This window comes from Thioalkalivibrio denitrificans (assembly GCF_002000365.1).
Classification (GTDB): domain Bacteria; phylum Pseudomonadota; class Gammaproteobacteria; order Ectothiorhodospirales; family Ectothiorhodospiraceae; genus Thioalkalivibrio_A; species Thioalkalivibrio_A denitrificans.
Map to the genome: position 1 here is coordinate 62,277 of NZ_MVBK01000060.1, position 18,145 is coordinate 80,421.

Consider the following 18,145-nt stretch of genomic DNA (forward strand, 5'->3'; position numbering starts at 1 on the left):
AATATCATGAATATGCAGTAACCTATTATGCAAAAAAGAATAATCAGATTGAAACGATAGGCTGTTACTGTACTGATCAGGGCCGATACAGCGGTGGGTGGCGTCCGCGCACAACATCGTTGAGTCAGGTGTCGGTCAGCCTTACACTTTGTGACGACCATCACACACCCTTCATGCAGGGCTTCCCAACGGGGCGCGGCGATCGACAGCCGGTCCCAGGGTCGCCGACGGCGGGCTCGTGGGCAAACAAATACAACGCATGAGGCAGGCACTCGTCCAGTTGATCTTTTCCCGCCACCGGCGCCCCAGTGTCGCATTGGTGCGTCGCAGTGTGCTCGTGACGTTGTTTCTACTCGGCGTGTACGTGGCGCTGAGCCTCACCTACCTCACTTCGCTGCAATCCGCCATGACGGAGGTGTCCGAGGTCCATAACCGCAAGGTGGAGATCATCCATCAGATGTCCAATATCGTTCAGGCCCGCTCCCTGTACCTGTACACCGTGGCCCTGAACGAGGATCCCTGGTTTCGCGACGACCAGTACATGGCGTTCCGTGATGTTGCGGTGGATTTCATCGATCTGCGGGAGCGACTCCGGGCGCTGGGGCTCACGTCCAATGAGGCGCAGTTGCTGGACCAGGCACTGGGCATCATTCGCGTGACCGCGCCGCTGCAGGAGGACATCATGCAGCGCATCCTCGGTGGTGAGGACACGGCGAAGGTGCATGCCGACATCATCGAGAAGGACCTGCCCCTGGAGTTGGAGCTCCTGTCCCTGTTCGATGCACTCGGAGAGCAGGTTCGGGATCGCGCACACGAGGCGCGGCTCGCTTCCGAGAACCGGTATCACATGGCGTTGAGGGTCCTGTCCGTGGTGACCCTGCTGATTGTCCTGTCGATGCTACTCGGCGCGGCGCGTGTCGTGCAGCGGCTCGGTCTCATCGAAGGCTCCCTCCATCAGGAAAAGGAACTGGCCGTCGGCACCCTCAACAACATCGCCGATGGCGTGATCGTCACCGACGCCTCCGGAACGATCCTGTCCATGAACCGTCCGGCCGAGCAGATGACCGGCATAAGTGCGGGCGACGCGCAGGGGCGGCCCATCGAGTCCGTTTACCGGCCGGCACACCCTTCGGGCGAATCCTGTCTGTCGCCGAGCATGTTCGCTGCGCTGCTCAGCGGCCCGGCCAACCGGGCCTTCCGGCCCCAGCGCCTCGTCAATGCGTCCGGCGCAACGCACCACGTGGAGGAGACCGTCTCGCCCATCGTGGATGCGGCCGGAGAAGCGGTGCGGGTGAGTTACATCTTCCGTGATATCGGTGCCGACATGGCGCGCCTGGAGCAGATGTCCTGGGAGGCGAGTCACGATCACCTCACCGGCGCCCTGAACCGACGGGCCTTCGAGATGGAACTCCGGCAGGTTCTCGCGTCCGCGCGTCAGGGCGCCTCCCACACCCTGGTCTACCTCGACCTCGACGATTTCAAGGTGTTGAACGATACCTTCGGCCACCCGGCCGGAGACGCCTACCTCATCGAACTGGCCAGGACAATGAACAGCCGCATTCGCCGCCATGACAGGCTTGCCCGCCTGGGTGGCGACGAGTTCGTGGTGCTGCTGCGCGATTGCAGCGTCGAAGATGCCGATACCATCATCAGGGACCTGTTCGAAGGCATTTCAAGTATCGATTTTGTCTTCGACGGCCGGCGTGTACCCAATCCAGGCGCGAGTATCGGAGTGCTGGCCGTCTCCCCGGAACACCCCGATGCCGAAAGCATCATGCGCAAGGTGGACGAGGCCTGCTACCAGGCCAAGCGCACAGGCAAGAACCGGATCTGCGTCGCCCAATGACCTGAATCCGCGCCCGCGCGGGTGCTGATATGATCATATGATACGCGCCGCGCCGGGGACCGATCCTTGGAAGCCTACAGCCTGACCGAGATCGTGGTGGTGATCGCCGTGGCGGTCATCGCGGGCGTGGTACACGGAATCTTCGGTCTGGGTTATCCGCTGATCGCAACGCCGCTGCTGGCCCTGGTCACGGATGTGAAGACCGCCATCCTGCTGACACTGGCTCCCAACATCGCCGTCAATGCCTGGAGCATGCTCCGGGGCGGCAACTGGGGCGCGAGCCTCGGGCGTTTCTGGCATGTGGCGGCCTGGATGCTGGCCGGCTCCGTGCTCGGCACGCTGCTGCTGGTCTGGCTGGACCCCAATCCCTTTCGCCTTCTCCTGGCACTGACGGTGGTCTTCTACCTGGTCAGCGATCACATTTCGAGACTCGACTTCAGCATTATCCGCAGACACCCGACCCGCAGCGGCAGCGTCGCGGGGCTGACCGGCGGCCTGCTGGGCGGTACGGTCAACGTGGGCGGCCCGGTCCTCATGATCTATTTCCTGGAGATGCGAGTGGCGCCCCTGGTGGTGGTCCAGGCCATGAATCTCGCGTTCCTGGTGGGCAAGGGGGCCCAGGCCGCCACCTTCAGCATGCTGGGCATGATCGGCGTTCCGCTGTTGCTGCTGTCCATCCCGGTGGCGATCCTGGCCCTGGCGGGCCTGCGCGCCGGCATGTGGATACGGGAGCGGGTGAGCGCGGATGCCTACCGGTCGTGGCTTCGGGGCGCACTGTGGGTCCTCAGCGGCATGCTCGTCGTGCAGTTCCTGCTGCACCTGGGCGGTTGAACCGGTAACGAGGCGACGCGAATGAAGATGCTCTGGTGGTTGGTACCCCTGGCGTTGGTGCTTGGCGCGGTGTTCGTTCTGGGTCGCTGGCCCATGATCAACGATGTACTCACGGGACACACGCCCGAGTATCCCGACATACAGCCACAGCATCTGAGGGCTGAACCGGGGGCCGTGTTCGAGGCCGCGCTCACGGTGGCACGGGATGCCGGCTGGGAGATCGTGGAGACCGACGCGGCGAAGGGCCGGATCGAGGCGGTGGCCACCACCCGCTTTCTGCGCTTCCGGGATGACGTGACCATCCTCATCGAGCCGGCGGGACAGGGCGGCAGCCGCGTGGACATCCGTTCCCGCTCCCGCGTGGGACGCAGCGACCTCGGCGCCAATGCACGAAGGATCCGGTCGTTTCAGGAAAAGCTGCTGAAGTTGCAAACGTGAATCTGCACAACTGGAAATGATGTGGGAATTGGGAATTGGGAATTGGGAAGTGTGAATGGGGAAGTGGGAAGCGGGAAGGCCTCCTCCCTGGCCCTCCCCCGCAAGCGGGGGAGGGGATTGCGGGGCTAGGGAGCTGGGTTATCCCTCTACCTCAGGGAGAGGGCGTGGTGAGGGTGGTTTGGTTTTATTCCGGGTGGTCTTATTCCCACTTCCCCATTCACACTTCCCACTTTTCCTGTATACTGCGCCTCACCGAACGCCCCGCCCGTCAGCGTCCGCTTACCTGATCTTCTCAAACCCCGGATTTCGTCTTCCCGGATGGGCGCCCCTCCAAATGTGAGCGGCGGGTCGTCGTTGGAGTAACTCCTGAATGTCTTCTGTTTCCCGTTTTGCCGACCTCGGGTTGGCCGATCCCCTTTTGCGTGCCATTTCCGAAGCCGGTTATGAAACGCCCACGCCCATTCAGTCCCAGGCGATTCCGCTGGTGCTGGAAGGCCGGGACCTCCTGGCAGCGGCACAGACCGGCACGGGCAAGACCGCCGGTTTCACCCTGCCGATCCTGCACCTGCTGTCGTCGCGTTCCGCGCAGCGCTCCGGTGCGGGCCGTCCCCGCTGCCTGGTGCTGACCCCCACGCGGGAACTGGCCGCGCAGGTGCACGATTCCGTGCTGACCTACGGCAGGCACCTGAAGCTGCGTTCCACGGCCATCTTCGGGGGTGTCAATATCAATCCCCAGTTCCGTACGCTGCGCGGCCAGATCGACATCGTCGTCGCCACGCCCGGGCGCCTGCTCGATCACGTGGGCCAGAAGACGGTTGATCTCTCGGGTGTGGAGATCCTGGTGCTGGACGAGGCCGATCGCATGCTGGACATGGGCTTCATCCCGGACATCCGTCGCATCCTCGGGCTGCTGCCCGCCACACGCCAGAGCCTGTTGTTCTCGGCCACCTTCTCCGACGAGATCCGGGCCCTCGCGGGCGGCATGCTCAACGATCCCGCCCGGGTGGAGGTGGCTGCGCGCAACACCGCCTCGGAGCTGGTACAGCAGCACGTGCACCTGGTGCACACGCACCAGAAGCGCGACCTGCTTAGCCATCTGATCAGGGAAAACCGCTGGGACCAGGTGCTGGTGTTCACCCGCACCAAGCACGGCGCCAACAAGCTGGCCGAAAAGCTGTCGAAGGACGGCATCCCGGCCGCGGCCATTCACGGCAACAAGAGCCAGGCGCAGCGCACCAAGGCGCTGCACCAGTTCAAGTCGGGTCGGGTCCCGGTCCTGGTGGCCACGGACATCGCCGCCCGAGGCCTGGACATCGATCAGCTGCCCCAGGTGGTGAACTTCGAACTGCCCAACGTGCCCGAGGACTACGTGCACCGCATCGGCCGCACCGGACGGGCGGGCAGTGCCGGCGCCGCCCTGTCGCTGGTGGACGGAGAGGAGATGCGCCTGCTGTCGGGCATCGAGCGTCTGCTCCGCCGCCCCATCGAGCGGATCGAGACCGACGGCTTCGATGCGCCGCCGCCGGCCAATGATTCCCCGAATCGTTCCGCGCGCGGCTTCCGTCCCGCCGGCAACGGCGCACGCAGGAATCAGCCCCGTAACGGTCGCCCGCGCAGCGCGTCAAACGGCGCCGGTCGCCCGGGCCGGAGCAAGAACGGCAATGTACGCACGGGATCGGGCCAGGGCCGGGGCAACCGGATCTGAGATCCGGCACCATTGCCCTGCCAGTGCGTACGTGAGATAAAGTCACACATGACCTGACACGCGCAGGTCCCTGGATGACGGTTTGGACACAGGCGGCCCGCGCTCGCGCGGGCCGTTGTGCGTTTGCGGTTTTCGCAGGAGCCTTACAGCCATGACACAGCAACCCCCGATCACGGTCTCATCCCTGGACCTCGAACGCCTCGAGCAGCTGCTCGACGGGCTGCCGCGCGATGCCCAGGCCGCCCATCAGGCGCTGCGTGAGGAACTCAACCGCGCCAACGTGGTGGAGTCGGACAAGATCCCGCCCTCGGTGGTCACCATGAACTCGACCGTGCGTTTCCGCGTGGAACCTGAAGGCAACGAATTCGAGCGCACCCTCGTGTATCCGTCGGGTATGGACGGCAGCCCCGAGAGGATCTCCGTGCTGGCCCCTATCGGCAGCGCCCTGCTGGGCCTGTCCGTGGGCGACAGCATTGCCTGGCCCTCACCGCGGGGAGGCGACATGACCGTGCGCATCATGGAGATCCTCTACCAGCCGGAGGCGGCGGGCGAGATGCATCGTTGAGCGCTGGTGTCTGTGTATGTATCGGTGATTGACGCGGAGGTCGCAGAGACGCAGAGGACGCAAAGATTTTGTAACAAATGACTCTGCGCTCTCTGCGACCTCCGCGTCACGTCCGGAAATCAGGTTGTGGCACCGGCGTGCGTCATGCAGTAAAACCTTCGTGTCCCTCGTCACGTGCCTCTTGACTGTGGAACCTTCATGCAAACCAACGTCGGCATTCTGATCTTCGAGAATGTGGAGGTGCTGGATTTCTGCGGCCCTTACGAGGTGTTTGTCACCACGCGCCTTGACGAATCACGCAGGCGTGAAACCGAGGCGCCCTACAAGGTGAGTCTGCTTGCCGCCACGGCGGAGCCGGTCACCTGCTCCGGCGGGATGCGGGTGCTGCCCACCCATACGCTGGCGGATGCGCCGGCCCAGGACATCCTGGTGGTACCCGGCGGCTGGGGTGTGCGGGCACTGCTGGACGATGCGCCGCTGATGGAATGGTTGCGGGAACAGGCTGGACAGGTGAAGACCCTGGCGTCGGTGTGCACGGGTTCCCTGCTGCTGGCCTCCGCCGGTCTGCTGGACGGCAGGGAGGCCACCACCCATTGGCGATCGCTGCCGCTCATGAAGGAGCGCTTTCCGCAGGTGGGCGTTCACGAGGACGTGCACGTGGTGGAAGACGGCAACATCATCAGCTCCGCGGGCATCTCCGCCGGCATGGACCTGGCACTCAGGATCGTGGCCCGCGACCACGGCGACGAAGTCGCCGCCAACGCCGCCCGCAACATGGAATATCCGTGGCCTTCTGATAATCGGCGGCGGGTTGTTTTTTGAAGGTCAAAAGCTTTGACGCAGAGGCGCAAAGACGCAAAGGAACGCAAAGAAAATTCTTGAGCTATTGCTGTTAAGCCCCTTCCAACCGTGTTGCAAAGTTCAGGTGTCATGGCCTGAATAGGCCCCAATGCTTTCATCTCGCAAAGAACGCGAAGATCGCAGAGAAAACAGAAGAACAAAACGAATTTCTTTGCGTTCCTTTGCGTCTTTGCGCCTTCGCGTTGAAATTTTTTCAGTAGGGCTACCCGAACACCCCGCACAAGCGAACCGAGTCTGTGCCGTGTTCGCGGTAGAGCCACCAGCGTACGCCGTGGCGGTCTTCGGCGGTGTAGTAGTCACGGCGTTCTCCGCCGCCGTCCCACCAGCCGGTTTCGATGCGTTCCGGGCCGTGCACACGGCGAAGGGAAGGCGGGCAGGGCAGGGAATGTTCAAGCAGCCACAGGGGCCGCGGACCATATCCGGGGGGAGCAATACTCACCGATGCTGAATCGGCCGGGTCCGTACGCGCCCAGGCCCGGGCGGGGCGGTGATCGTCGCGCAGGGCGAGACCGAACACCGCATCCCGGCCCAGCCGGGCGCGCAGGCGGTCCAGCAGGGACTGCCGGGCATCCGCCTGCGCTTCGACATCCGGCAGCAGGGCGGTATCCCGGTGGGGCAGGGGCAGGAAGGCGCCGGCTTGCAGTTCCAGACCCGTCACGTCCGCATCGAGGCACTGCCGGGACAGGCGTTCCATGCACAGCGCCAGCAGATGATCCGGGTCGCGTCCGGGGGCCGCGAGGCCCAGGTTCACGTGCGTGGCCGGACGCCGGGCGTGGAGCAGTCGAAGGTCCAGGGACTGTACCGCCATGCCGCGTCCGCGCAGCACGCCCGCCAGTTCACGCAGCAGGCGCTGCAGGGGTGTGCGCAGCATGGCCTGGTCGTGCGTCTCCACGGGCAGCCACAGCCGGCGCTCGAAAGAGGGCGGCGGTTCGAAGCGCGGCCGCGGATCCGGCAGGTATCCCGTGAGGCGATCCAGGTAAGCCGGCAGCCACGCACCCAGGCGCCGGGCCAGCCCGTCCCGCGGCAGACGCCACAGGGCGCCGAGGGTGTTCACGCCCATGCCGCGCAGGCGCTGCACCACGGCCTCGGGCCACTCCAGCGCCTCCACCGGCAGTTCCCGGATCAGGGCAGCCAGGGTGTCCGTATCCCGGGCCGGTTCGGCAATGCCGGAGCGGGCCAGCAGGCGGGCCCCGAGGGGCGTGACTGCAAGCCCCGTACGGGCGTGATGGTCCAGTGTTTCGAGATCGGCGAGGATGCGCCGGCGCAGACGCTTCATGCCGCCGAACAGCCGCAGGCTGCGGCCCACCTCCAGCAGCAGCACGTGACCTTCCTCCACCGCCACGTGGTCCGTGTACTGCAACCCCCAAGCGGCGAGGGTATGCAAAGCGGCGTGCTCGGCCGCCGTGTCCCGCTGACGCACGCGCAGTTCCGCGCACAGCCCCAGTGCATCGCCCAGAGGCGTACCGGGGCGGATGCCCGAACCCCGCGCTCCCCGGCTGGCCGCATGCACCAGTTGACGGCCGCGCACCGTCTGGCACACCACCAGCGGCATGGGTGCCGCATCCTCCTGCGCGATCATTTCCAGAGCCAGATGGGGAAAGTACAGCGCCAGCCACAGGCTGCCGGGCCGGTTTCGCGCGCGGGGCAAAGGCGTATCGGCCGGTACAGCAACTCGCACCGGCGCCGGATCGAGCCCCGGCAGGCTGTGCTGTCTTGTTCGCGCAAGCGGTTTCATGGGGTGTTTGGGTGAAACTCAGAAAACCTCGACGCAGAGGCGCAAAGACGCAAAGGAACGCAAAGCAATTCGTTTTGTTCTCCTGTTTTCTCTGCGATCTTCGCGTTCTCTGCGAGATGAAAGCATTGGGGCCTGTCAGGCCATGACACCTGAACTTTGCAACATGGTTGGAAGAGACTTAATAACAAATAGCTCATGAATCTTCTTTGCGTTCCTTTGCGTCTTCGCGTCTTTGCGTCAAAGCTTTTGACTTTCATTTGCCGACCCCGCCCACAACCCGCGGCACCACAACCACCGAACCCCCCCAGCCGCGGCGGCGCTTGAGGATGCGGATATTCAGCCCGGCATCCGCCGGTGAGAGCAGCAGGCGCACCGTGGCCGGGGAGGCATGAGCAGCCTGGCGGGTCTCCCGGTAGAGGAAGCCGGTGGCGCGGCCTCGTTCCGCGGCCAGTTGCAGGCGGCGCAGGGCGCGGGTGTCCGCCCGGCCCGGCCAGGCCAGGGCCACGCCGCAGGCGCCGCTGCCGAGTGCCTGTTCCAGGGCCCACAGGGTTTCGGCATCGTCCTGCGTGGTGATCACCAGCACCCGCTCCAGACACACCCCGGCCTGTGCCAGGGCGGGGGCATAGGGAATGTGGGGCGGGGCGACGAAGGCGATGTGACAGCCCGCGTCCGTCTGTGCCGCCAGCAACGGCAACAACAGGGTGACTTCGCCGATACCGTGCAGGTCGGTGAGCAGTTCCACCAGAACGCCCCGGGGCCAGCCGCCGCCCAGGGCGTCATCCAGGGCGGCATGGCCCGTGGGCAGAGCGTCGCCACCCGGGAGTGGCGTGCCGCCACGCCAGATATCGCGGCGCCGGAGCAGGATGTCCAGGGACGCGTCGCCGCCGGTCGCATCCCGGGTGTCGGTATCCGCTTCCATGACGGCTTATTTCGGGCGGTTGCGAATCACGCCCACGCCGATGCCTTCGATCACCAGCGGCTCGTGGCGCAGGTCCACGGTGATGGGTTCGAACTCCGGGTTTTCCGGCAGCAGGGTCACCCGGTTGCCCCGGCGGCGGAAGCGCTTCACCGTCACTTCGTCCTCGAGGCGCGCCACCACGATCTGGCCGTTGCGCACCTCGGGCGTGCGGTGCACCGCCAGCAGGTCTCCGTCCAGGATGCCCGCGTCCTTCATGCTCATGCCTCGCACCCGCAGCAGGTAGTCCGGCGCCGGGGTGAACAGGCGCGGGTCGATACTGTAATGATCCTCGATGTGCTGCTCCGCCAGGATGGGTTGCCCCGCCGCCACCCGCCCCACCAGGGGCAGACCGCCGCCGTCGCGCAGCCGGATGCCCCGGGAAGCACCCGAACGCAGTTCGATCGCCCCCTTGCGTGCCAGGGCCTGAAGATGGGCCTGGGCGGCATTGGGGGAGCGAAACCCGAAGGCCCGCATGATCTCCTCCCGGGTAGGCGGCATGCCGCTCTCGCCCAGGGTGTCGCGGATGAATTGCAGAATCTCGGCCTGTCGGGGGGTGAGGGGGTCCATGGGAACACCATGACGGATAACTGTATTTAATTACAGTAGTCGGGATTCGGGGGGAAGGCAAGGATGAAGTTCGAAGTGGGAATTGGGAAGTGCGAACGAAAACCACCCTCACCCCGGCCCTCTCCCTGAGGGCGAGGGAGTGAAGACCCCCTCCCCCGCATCGCGGGGGAGGGCTGGGGAGGGGGCCTTCCCACTTCCCAATTCCCAATTCACACTTCCTACTTCATTCCCCCTTCCCAATTCTCACTTCGTACTTTCAAAAACCTTCCTCAGCAGTTCGGTGGTGCGCTTCGCCGGATCCCGGCGGATGGCGGCTTCCTCGATGGCCAGGTAGTGGAACACACCGTCCAGGGCACGGCTGACGACGTGGCCCGTGAGGTCGCTCTCGATCTCCGGCAGAAAGGGGATGCTGTGGTAGCGGCGCAGCAGATCGTCGTGGACCCGGACCGCGCCGGCTTCGGACAGGGTGTCGTCCACGATGGGGCGCATCTCGGCAGCCAGCGGTGTCGACATGCGCGACTGGAAATAGCGAGTGGCGGCATCGTCGGGGCCGCGCAGGATGCCCTCGGCATCCTCCAGGGTCATGTCCCGGATGGCGTCCAGGAACAGCGCCTTCGCCCGGGGCGCCGCCGCCTCGGCGGCCCGGTTCATGCGCACTTCCAGGTCATCCAGCATGCCGCTCATGCCCACCCGTGCCAGGGTGTCGCGCACCCGTTCTAGATCCCGGGGCAGCGGTATGCGGATGGCCGGATCCGCGAGAAATCCGTCCGTCCGCCCCACCTGGCTCACCACGTTGTCGGTGCCGACGCGAAGCGCCTCACGCAACCCGTCGGCGATCTCGGCACGGGTCAGCGATGAGGCGGTACGACCCCCTGTCAGGTCCCGCAACAGTTCCTGCCCCCGCTGCCACCAGTTGCCCTGGGCCTGTGTGGGGACCAGCAGGGCGAACGAAAGGATGAGCATCTGGCGTCGGTTCATCAGGGGCATCCGGGGATGGGTGTGCCGACAGTATGGGGTGAGAAGTAAGAAGTGTGAATTGGGAAGTGGGAAGGCCCCCTCCCCAACCCTCCCCCGCGATGCGGGGGAGGGGGTCTTCACTCCCTCGCCCTCAGGGAGAGGGCCGGGGTGAGGGTGGTTTTATTCCCACTTCCCAATTCACACTTCCTACTTCATGTCCCCCTTCCAATACGGCGGATCCCCGAAGCTCGCTGCCAGGTGATCCACCAGGGCCCGAACCTTGGCGGGCAGGTGGCGGTTCTGGGGGAACACCGCGTACACGGCGGACTCGGGAAGCTCGGCGTCCAGCCTGACCACCTGCAGATGTCCGTCCTCGAGCGCCTGCCACACGATGAAGTCCGGGATCACGGCGATCCCCAGGCCGGCGATGGCGGCGTCGCGCATGGCATCACCGTTGTTCACGCGCATGGCCACGTTGAAATGACCGGTCACCCAGCCGCCGTCACGCCTGAAACGCAGCTGGTCGTTGGGATGGACATTGGAGTAGAGAATGCCCCGGTGCCGTGACAGGTCCTCAACATGTGCCGGAAGTCCGTGGGCCCGGGCATATTCGGGGCTCGCCACCAGTACGTTGCGGGTCGAGACAAGACGCCGGGCCACCAGCGTGGAATCCGGCAACTGCCCGATGCGAATTGCCATGTCATAGCCTTCGCCCACCAGGTCTACCATGCGGTCATTCAGGTCCAGATCCAGCCGGATGCCCGGGTGTTCCCTGAGGAACGGGAAGAGTGCGGGCCCCAGGTGCAGCAGGCCGAAACTCATGGGGGCGGCCACCCGCAACGGTCCCCGGAGTTCGTGGCCTTCCTCGGCGAGCAGCGAGACCGCTTCGTCCAGTTCCCCGAGCATGCGTGCGCAGAAGCGGTGAAAGGTCTGGCCCTGTTCGGTGAGCGACAGGCGCCTTGACGAGCGCTGCATCAGGCGTGCGCCGACCGCGTCCTCCAGCTCCGAGAGCCTGTGGCTGACCACCGACTTGGCCACACCCAGGCGGCGCGCGGCGGCTGTGATGGAGCCGGCCTCCACGATGGCGACGAAGGTTCGTATGCCTTCCAGTTTCATGTCAAATGTACGGAAAGAGCGAACACAGGTTTCGATTCTGGGCGCTTATTTCACGATTTTGCAACACATAGACTGGGAGCGTATCCATGACAACCTGATCCGGAGGCACTCCCATGAGCACCAAGGTCCTGATTCTCTATTACTCCACGTGGGGTCACGTGGAGCAGATGGCCCGGGCCGTGGCCGAAGGCGTGCGCGAAGTCCAGGGTGCGGAGGCAGTTCTCAAGCGCGTGCCGGAACTCATGCCCGAGGATGTGGCGAAGAAGGCCGGCGCCAAGCTTGACCAGGATGCACCCGTGGCCGAACCGGCCGAACTGGCGGATTACGATGCCATCATCATCGGCACACCCACCCGCTACGGCCGGATGGCCGCACAGATGGCGAATTTCCTGGACCAGACCGGGCAACTGTGGTTTCAGGACAAGCTGGTGGGCAAGGTCGGCAGCGTGTTCGGCTCCACGGCCAGCCAGCATGGCGGGCAGGAGACGACCCTTGTCTCCACCATCGTCAACCTGCTGCACCTGGGCATGACCATCGTGGGCCTGCCGTACTCCGAGAAGCGCCAGCTCACCCTGGACGAGATCACCGGCGGCACCCCCTACGGCGCCACCACGCTCGCCGCCGGTGACGGCAGCCGCCAGCCCTCGGACAACGAACTGGCCATGGCCCGCACCCAGGGCCGCCACGTGGCGGAAGTGGCCACGGCACAGAGGCTGGGCAAGGCGCAGATGAGTTAGGCGTGAGGCGTTAGGGGTGCGGCGCGAGGAATGGGGGTGCCGTGTGAACCCACCAAACGCCTGACGCCTCACCCCTTACACCTCTCATTGCAGGAGAAGCGTATCTGTAGGTCGCCCTTCAGGGCGACAGCCGTGGTGAAGTCAGGCCCCGCTTGTCGGGCTGAAGCCCGACCTACAGGCAGGCGAGACAGGCCCGGAGACTCTAATCATTCGCGATCCCTGGTGCAATGTCCGGGGCTAGCTCGATAAGGCGCAGCCGCATCCGGCACACCGGGATGAGGCATGGCGGATGCGCTTCGCTTATCCGCCCTACGTCTCTGAGGCTGGGTTTGTCCCGTCTACCCGTCAGTAGCCTTGGTCTCCTAACCACTTGAGACCTGCCACTTCTTGCTAGACTGTGCGCTCGCGAAACCCAGTGCACGGTCCCATGCTCCCCATTTCCAACAAGGTCTCCATCCCGGAGAACGAGATCGACATCAGTGCCATCCGCGCCCAGGGGGCGGGCGGCCAGAACGTCAACAAGGTGGCCAGCGCCGTTCACCTGCGCTTCGATATCCCGGGTTCCTCTCTGCCCGATTTCTACAAGACGCGCCTGCTTGCATTGCGTGACCGGAGAATCACGTCCGACGGTGTGGTAGTGATCAAGGCGCAGCGCTTCCGGACACTGGAAAAGAACCGCGAGGATGCCCTGGCGCGCCTCGCGGAGCTCGTGCGCAGCGTCGCGGTGGTGCCAAAGGCCCGCAAGGCGACACGCCCGAGTCTGACGGCAAAGCGCAGGCGGGTGGATGAGAAGACGCGCCGGGGCCGGACGAAGGCGTTGCGCGGCAAGGTGCCGATTCAATGAGGACGCGCAGGGACAGCGAATACCGGGGCGGACCGGTCAACTGGCGCATCATCCTGAGCCTCATTCCGTTTCTCTTGGAGTTCCGGGGCAGGGTGTTCCTTGCTCTGGGCCTGCTGGCGCTGGCCAAGCTGGCGGGTGTCACGGTACCGGTGGCCCTCAAGTTCATCGTGGATCATTTCGAGACGCGGGAGGAGGCGCTGGTGGCGATCCCGCTGGCGCTGCTGCTCGGTTACGGTGCGCTGCGTTTTGCATCCGTATTCTTCGGCGAGCTTCGTGACGCAGTGTTTGCCCGCGTTGCGGAGCGTGCCATGCGTCGTGTCTCGTTGCGCGTGTTCGAACACCTGCATCAACTGGATCTCGGTTTCCATCTCTCCCGGCAGACCGGCGGATTGGCCCGGGACATTGAGCGCGGCACCACCGGGATCAGCTTCCTGCTGCGCTTCATGCTGTTCAACATCGTGCCGACGCTTCTGGAGATCGGCATGATCGCCGTGATCCTGCTCGTGGCCTTCGATGCCAGCTTTGCGCTGACGGTTCTCGCCGCGGTGGGCGTCTACGTGATGTTCTCCATCTACGTGACCGAATGGCGCAACCGTTTCGTGCGTGAAAGCAACATCATGGACAACCGCTCCAACACGCGCGCCATGGACAGCCTGCTCAATTACGAGACGGTCAAGTATTTCGGCAATGAGACCTACGAGGCGCGGGAATACGATCGCAACCTTGTTGCGTGGGAAGAGGCGCGCATGAAGAACCGCCTGTCGCTGGCCGGTCTGAACTCCGGACAGGCGTTCATCATCGCGGCCTCGATCACCGTGATGATGATCATGGCCGCCAGACAGGTGGCCGCAGGGCAGATGACCCTCGGCGACCTGGTCATGATCAACGCCTACATGATCCAGCTGTTCATGCCGCTGAACTTCCTGGGTTTCGTGTACCGTGAGATCCGCGAGGCGCTGACCAACATCGAGCGTCTGTTCAGGCTCATGTACCAGCCGGCGAAGGTCGTCGACGCGCCCGATGCGGTGGAACTGCAACCGGACGGTGGCGCGATCCGGTTCGAGCATGTCAGCTATGCCTATACCGACGACCGCCCCATCCTGAAAGACGTCAGTTTCGAGATTCCGGCGGGCGAGAAGCTGGCCATCGTGGGGCCGAGTGGTGCGGGCAAGTCCACCATCGCACGGCTGCTCTTCAGGTTCTACGACGTGACGGACGGAGAGATCACGATCAACGGGCAGGACATCCGCCGGGTGACCCAGGACAGCCTGCGACGGGCGATCGGTGTGGTGCCCCAGGATACGGTGCTGTTCAACGACACGATTCGCTACAACATCGCCTATGGTCGTCCGGATGCCACTGACGCGGAGATCGAAAGGGCAGTCAGCATGGCGCATCTCGACGGGTTTATCGCCTCCCTGCCACAGGGACTGGAGACCCAGGTGGGCGAACGGGGCCTGAAGCTCTCGGGGGGCGAGAAACAGCGCATCGCGATTGCCCGGGTGCTGCTCAAGGATCCACCCATTCTGGTACTGGACGAGGCCACGTCATCGCTGGATTCACGGGCGGAAAAGGCGATCCTGGAAGCCCTGAACGAGGTGGCCGAACGGCGCACCACCCTGGCGATCGCCCATCGATTGTCCACCATCGTGGATGCCGACCGGATCATTGTGCTGGATCAGGGGCGCATCGTGGAGGAGGGCAGTCATCCGCAGTTGCTGGCCCGCGGGGGCATGTACGCCCAGCTATGGACCCACCAGCTGCAGGAACAGGCGCGGTCGCTCGAAGCGCCTGCCTGAATTGCGTCCGGTGACAGGCGCTTCGGAAGATTTCAGTGGATCGTGCGCGGACGGCCCCACTGCTCATGGTACCGGGACACCACTTCGCGCACCTGCGCTGGATAGTCCAGCGCCTCCATCTGCTCCATGCCCTGGCGAAAGAACTCGGGTGCTTCCTCGGGCAGGTAATGGATCAGGGTATCGTAGGCATGTTCCATGAGTGCCGGCTGGTGGCTGCGCGTGGCGATGATGCTGAAGTTCAGCAGCAGAATGCGCCAGGGCCTCATGGGATCCGACTTCTCGACATCCTGTCTCAACTGCTCATCCACGTGTTCCACGATCTCTGCCGTCACCCGGAACAGCTCCTCGAGGATCGCCGGTTCACTGGTGCGATTCGCCCGGTCGGCGATGGCGGTGACCACCGGCTGTAGAATGCGCAACTCCCCGCCATTACGGGCAATCCAGACAGCCAGCGGAAACGTAAGCTCCCTGAGGGTTTCGGACTGGCGTTCCAGCCCGAGCTGTGCTGCGTGGACTGCGAGTTCGTTGAGCAACTGGACACCGAACTCACCCAGTTCCGTCAGCTCCCGTTCATCCAGGGTCGGCGGGGCGTCGGGTGCGTTTTCCAGGTCACCCTGGTGTTCCTCGATACGCCTGTATAACTCCAGCAGCTGCTCCATGGCATCCACCAGCATGGCGGGTGTCTGATGCTGTTCCGCTGCCGCACGGGGATCGGACAGATCCTCGTATGCCTCCACCACATCGCGCGATACCTGGGAGAAGGTTTCGTGCAGGTAGCTGACGTCGAATGGCGGAAGGTGCATGGCTCGAGTTCCGAATGCTTTGGGCGACCGGCCGCCTCAGTGCAATGTCCGGCTTAGGGCACACCGGCGCCGCACGCCGGTGTGCCTGCGAACGTCAGCCGCGGGGTACCCAGGCGGTGCACCAGCCGTTGGCTGATACCAGGTGGCCCGGGAAGGCCGAACACGGACCCCAGTCCGCGGCGTCCGGATCCGTGTAGAGCTGACAGTTGGCACACTTCTGGCCTTCCTCGTAATCCGCGTGGTCCACATCGGCTACGTCATGCCGATAATGCAGAGCCTGTGCCTGCGGATTGTCCTCGCTCAGGCGTTCCTTGGCGAACGCCGGAGAGAAAATCAGCGGGGCGGCCGGCACGGCTGCCAGGCTCGCGATACCTGCGCGCAGCAGGCGGCGACGCGTGAGGTTCGTTTTGCGATCATGCATGGCGATCCTCCTTTCGTGTGTCATGAGTGCACAACTACCCTAACAACTGTTTCGTCCGTCATTCAAAGATGCCCCGGCAAACTGAGATGCATTACCGGCGAAAATGTCCGGAACGCACCGGTTTCCCCAACAAAACCGCAAGGGCATCAGGGTAAAGGCTTGCCGACAAAACGGATTCGTGGGCTTCATGGTGAAAGGCACCCAAATCTCAGCCCTTCACACACACCAGGGGCTCAACGCGGGCCACAAGGCGGGCCAGTCCCGCGTCATGAGTGGCCTGCACCACCTGGCTCACGTCCTTGTAGGCACCCGGCGCCTCCTCGGCCACGCCGCGCAGGCTGGGGCTTCGGATCAGAATGCCGCGCGCGGCCAGTTCGTCCACCAGAGCACGACCACGCCATTGGCGCGTGGCCTGGTGTCGGCTCATGGCGCGCCCGGCGCCGTGACAGGCCGAGTTGAAGGACAGGCGCTCACCTTCATTCGTACCTGCCAGGATGTAGGAAGCCGTGCCCATGGAACCGCCGATGAGCACCGGCTGGCCCACGTCGCGCAGGCTCACTGGAAGCTCCGGGTGTCCAGGGCCGAAGGCACGGGTAGCGCCCTTTCGATGCACATAAAGCTCACGGGGTTGCCCGTCGATGCCGTGGGTCTCCACCTTGCAGGTGTTGTGGGAGACGTCGTAGAGCAGATCCAGGCGGGCCTCGGGCAGGACCTTCGCGAACACGCCCCGGGTGAGATGGGTGATGATCTGGCGATTGGCCAGTGCGCAGTTGATGGCCGAACGCATGGCGCCGAGATAACGCTGGCCCAGCTCCGAACGAATCGGCGCGCAGGCCAGTTCCCGGTCCGGAAGGTCGATGCCGTGGCGAGTGGCGGAGACCGCCATCTCGCGCAGGAACTCGGTGCCGATCTGATGCCCCAGGCCCCGGGAACCGCAATGGATGCTCACCACCACCTGTCCCTCGGTGAGGCCGAACACGTCTGCCACCCGGGGATCGTAGATCTGAGTAATGTGCTGTACCTCGAGGTAGTGGTTGCCGGAGCCCAAGGTGCCCATCTCGTTGCGTTGCCGCTTGCGGGCGTGTTCGGATACCGCTTGGGGCTCCGCGCCGCTCATGCGGCCGTGTTCCTCGATCCGGTCCAGATCGGCGGCCTCCCCGTAACCCTGTTCCACCGCCCACGCGGCGCCGCCCGCCAGCATCCTTGTCATCTGTTGGTCCCGCAGATGGATGCGCCCGGTGCTGCCCATGCCTGCCGGCACGGCGTCGAACAGGGCGTCGGCCAGAGCGGGCTTTACCGGCTCAATGCATTCGCGGGTCAGCCCCGTGTGCAGGGTGCGTACCCCGCAGGAGACGTCGAAGCCTACCCCGCCGGCGGACACCACACCGCCCTCGTCGGCGTCGAAGGCCGCCACTCCGCCGATGGGAAAACCGTAGCCCCAGTGGGCATCGGGCATGGCGTAACTGGCCTGCACAATGCCGGGCAGTGTGGCCACATTGCACGCCTGCTCGGCCACCTTGTCGTCCATCTCCGAAATCAGCGCCTCGGAGGCATAGATGATCGCGGGCACACGCATCTTTCCCGTGGGTTCCAGTTGCCAGGCGGTGTCGGAGAGTCGGGTGAAGCGATTCGGGTCCATCGGTTTATGCCTCAGAAATCAAGAGATGATTCTCTCGCAAAGACGCGAAGCTCGCGAAGGAAAGGCGAACTGAACAGCATGCAATCCTGAGCACCCGGCCTGAACGGCTTCTTCCTCAATATGCGGTACTTTGCGTGCTTCGCGCCTTCGCGAGAGAAATGCCCTACTGAAGCTCAGATATCCAGCACACACTGAGCGATCCAGTGTCCGTCCTCCTGCTGTTCCACCTTGAGCTGAGTGAAGGTCGCGCCCTTCACCTCCACCGCCGGCTGGTGACGGGTCACGTCCACCCGCTCGCCCCAGGCCCGGGCGGTCAGCCGTTC

At 64.5% G+C, this 18,145-nt stretch carries 18 protein-coding genes; 9 read left to right on the forward strand and 9 right to left on the reverse strand.

All coding sequences use genetic code 11. The features are described from left to right. Positions 1 to 259: 259 nt before the first annotated feature. The 6 genes from B1C78_RS10830 to B1C78_RS10855 all read left to right on the forward strand — a co-directional run bounded on the left by B1C78_RS10830 (position 260) and on the right by B1C78_RS10855 (position 6,207). Positions 260 to 1,846: a diguanylate cyclase domain-containing protein gene (locus B1C78_RS10830; protein ID WP_077279182.1), complete on the forward strand. Its 1,587-nt coding sequence runs from the start codon at positions 260 to 262 to the stop codon at positions 1,844 to 1,846. Positions 1,847 to 1,912: 66 nt separating this feature from the next. Continuing rightward, complete coding sequence (locus tag B1C78_RS10835; RefSeq protein WP_077279183.1) at positions 1,913 to 2,677, forward strand: sulfite exporter TauE/SafE family protein; 765 nt, start codon at positions 1,913 to 1,915, stop codon at positions 2,675 to 2,677. 21 nt (positions 2,678 to 2,698) lie between these two features. Beyond that, positions 2,699 to 3,115: a DUF1499 domain-containing protein gene (locus tag B1C78_RS10840; RefSeq protein WP_077279184.1), complete on the forward strand. Its 417-nt coding sequence runs from the start codon at positions 2,699 to 2,701 to the stop codon at positions 3,113 to 3,115. 370 nt (positions 3,116 to 3,485) lie between these two features. Then, positions 3,486 to 4,820 carry a DEAD/DEAH box helicase gene (locus tag B1C78_RS10845; RefSeq protein WP_077279185.1) on the forward strand — a complete coding sequence of 445 codons (1,335 nt, stop codon included), beginning with the start codon at positions 3,486 to 3,488 and terminating at the stop codon, positions 4,818 to 4,820. 151 nt (positions 4,821 to 4,971) lie between these two features. After that, the gene (gene rnk, locus B1C78_RS10850; RefSeq protein ID WP_077279186.1) at positions 4,972 to 5,385 is read left to right on the forward strand and encodes a nucleoside diphosphate kinase regulator; all 414 of its coding nucleotides are present in this window, start codon (positions 4,972 to 4,974) and stop codon (positions 5,383 to 5,385) included. 198 nt (positions 5,386 to 5,583) lie between these two features. Beyond that, positions 5,584 to 6,207, forward strand: a complete 624-nt coding sequence (locus tag B1C78_RS10855) for a DJ-1/PfpI family protein (RefSeq protein ID WP_077279187.1) — start codon at positions 5,584 to 5,586, stop codon at positions 6,205 to 6,207. Positions 6,208 to 6,448: 241 nt separating this feature from the next. On the opposite strand, the gene B1C78_RS10860 is transcribed toward B1C78_RS10855, so the two are convergent. The 5 genes from B1C78_RS10860 to B1C78_RS10880 all read right to left on the reverse strand — a co-directional run bounded on the left by B1C78_RS10860 (position 6,449) and on the right by B1C78_RS10880 (position 11,579). After that, the gene (locus tag B1C78_RS10860) at positions 6,449 to 7,981 is read right to left on the reverse strand and encodes a Y-family DNA polymerase (RefSeq protein ID WP_077279188.1); all 1,533 of its coding nucleotides are present in this window, start codon (positions 7,979 to 7,981) and stop codon (positions 6,449 to 6,451) included. A 253-nt stretch (positions 7,982 to 8,234) separates the two neighbouring features. Further along, positions 8,235 to 8,900: a translesion DNA synthesis-associated protein ImuA gene (imuA, locus tag B1C78_RS10865; RefSeq protein ID WP_077279189.1), complete on the reverse strand. Its 666-nt coding sequence runs from the start codon at positions 8,898 to 8,900 to the stop codon at positions 8,235 to 8,237. A 6-nt stretch (positions 8,901 to 8,906) separates the two neighbouring features. After that, entirely contained in the window at positions 8,907 to 9,506 is a 600-nt protein-coding gene (lexA, locus tag B1C78_RS10870) for a transcriptional repressor LexA (RefSeq protein ID WP_077279190.1), read from the reverse strand. A 243-nt stretch (positions 9,507 to 9,749) separates the two neighbouring features. Then, positions 9,750 to 10,484 carry a DUF4197 domain-containing protein gene (locus B1C78_RS10875; protein ID WP_245795401.1) on the reverse strand — a complete coding sequence of 245 codons (735 nt, stop codon included), beginning with the start codon at positions 10,482 to 10,484 and terminating at the stop codon, positions 9,750 to 9,752. A 186-nt stretch (positions 10,485 to 10,670) separates the two neighbouring features. After that, a complete protein-coding gene (locus tag B1C78_RS10880; protein ID WP_077279192.1) occupies positions 10,671 to 11,579 on the reverse strand; it encodes a LysR family transcriptional regulator in 909 nt (302 codons plus the stop codon). Positions 11,580 to 11,692: 113 nt separating this feature from the next. Between B1C78_RS10880 and wrbA the strand changes: the two genes are divergently transcribed. The 3 genes from wrbA to B1C78_RS10895 all read left to right on the forward strand — a co-directional run bounded on the left by wrbA (position 11,693) and on the right by B1C78_RS10895 (position 14,959). Further along, a complete protein-coding gene (gene wrbA / locus B1C78_RS10885; RefSeq protein ID WP_077279193.1) occupies positions 11,693 to 12,316 on the forward strand; it encodes an NAD(P)H:quinone oxidoreductase in 624 nt (207 codons plus the stop codon). A 427-nt stretch (positions 12,317 to 12,743) separates the two neighbouring features. Further along, complete coding sequence (gene arfB / locus B1C78_RS10890) at positions 12,744 to 13,160, forward strand: alternative ribosome rescue aminoacyl-tRNA hydrolase ArfB (RefSeq protein WP_077279194.1); 417 nt, start codon at positions 12,744 to 12,746, stop codon at positions 13,158 to 13,160. Beyond that, positions 13,157 to 14,959 (forward strand): ABCB family ABC transporter ATP-binding protein/permease, encoded by a 1,803-nt coding sequence (locus tag B1C78_RS10895; protein ID WP_077279195.1) that lies wholly within the window; start codon positions 13,157 to 13,159, stop codon positions 14,957 to 14,959. Before arfB ends, B1C78_RS10895 begins: the two co-directional genes overlap by 4 nt. Before the next feature lie 32 nt (positions 14,960 to 14,991). Here B1C78_RS10895 and B1C78_RS10900 read toward each other — a convergent pair whose 3' ends face one another. The 4 genes from B1C78_RS10900 to B1C78_RS17960 form a co-directional block, all read right to left on the reverse strand. Beyond that, positions 14,992 to 15,762, reverse strand: coding sequence for a hypothetical protein (locus B1C78_RS10900; protein WP_077279196.1), 771 nt, complete (start codon positions 15,760 to 15,762; stop codon positions 14,992 to 14,994). Between the two features lie 94 nt (positions 15,763 to 15,856). Next, the gene (locus B1C78_RS10905; RefSeq protein WP_077279197.1) at positions 15,857 to 16,183 is read right to left on the reverse strand and encodes a high-potential iron-sulfur protein; all 327 of its coding nucleotides are present in this window, start codon (positions 16,181 to 16,183) and stop codon (positions 15,857 to 15,859) included. A gap of 208 nt (positions 16,184 to 16,391) precedes the next feature. Then, complete coding sequence (locus B1C78_RS10910) at positions 16,392 to 17,822, reverse strand: RtcB family protein (protein WP_077279198.1); 1,431 nt, start codon at positions 17,820 to 17,822, stop codon at positions 16,392 to 16,394. A gap of 173 nt (positions 17,823 to 17,995) precedes the next feature. Next, positions 17,996 to 18,145, reverse strand: a 150-nt coding sequence (locus B1C78_RS17960; protein ID WP_139349894.1) for an archease, incomplete at its 5' end; no start/stop codon positions are given.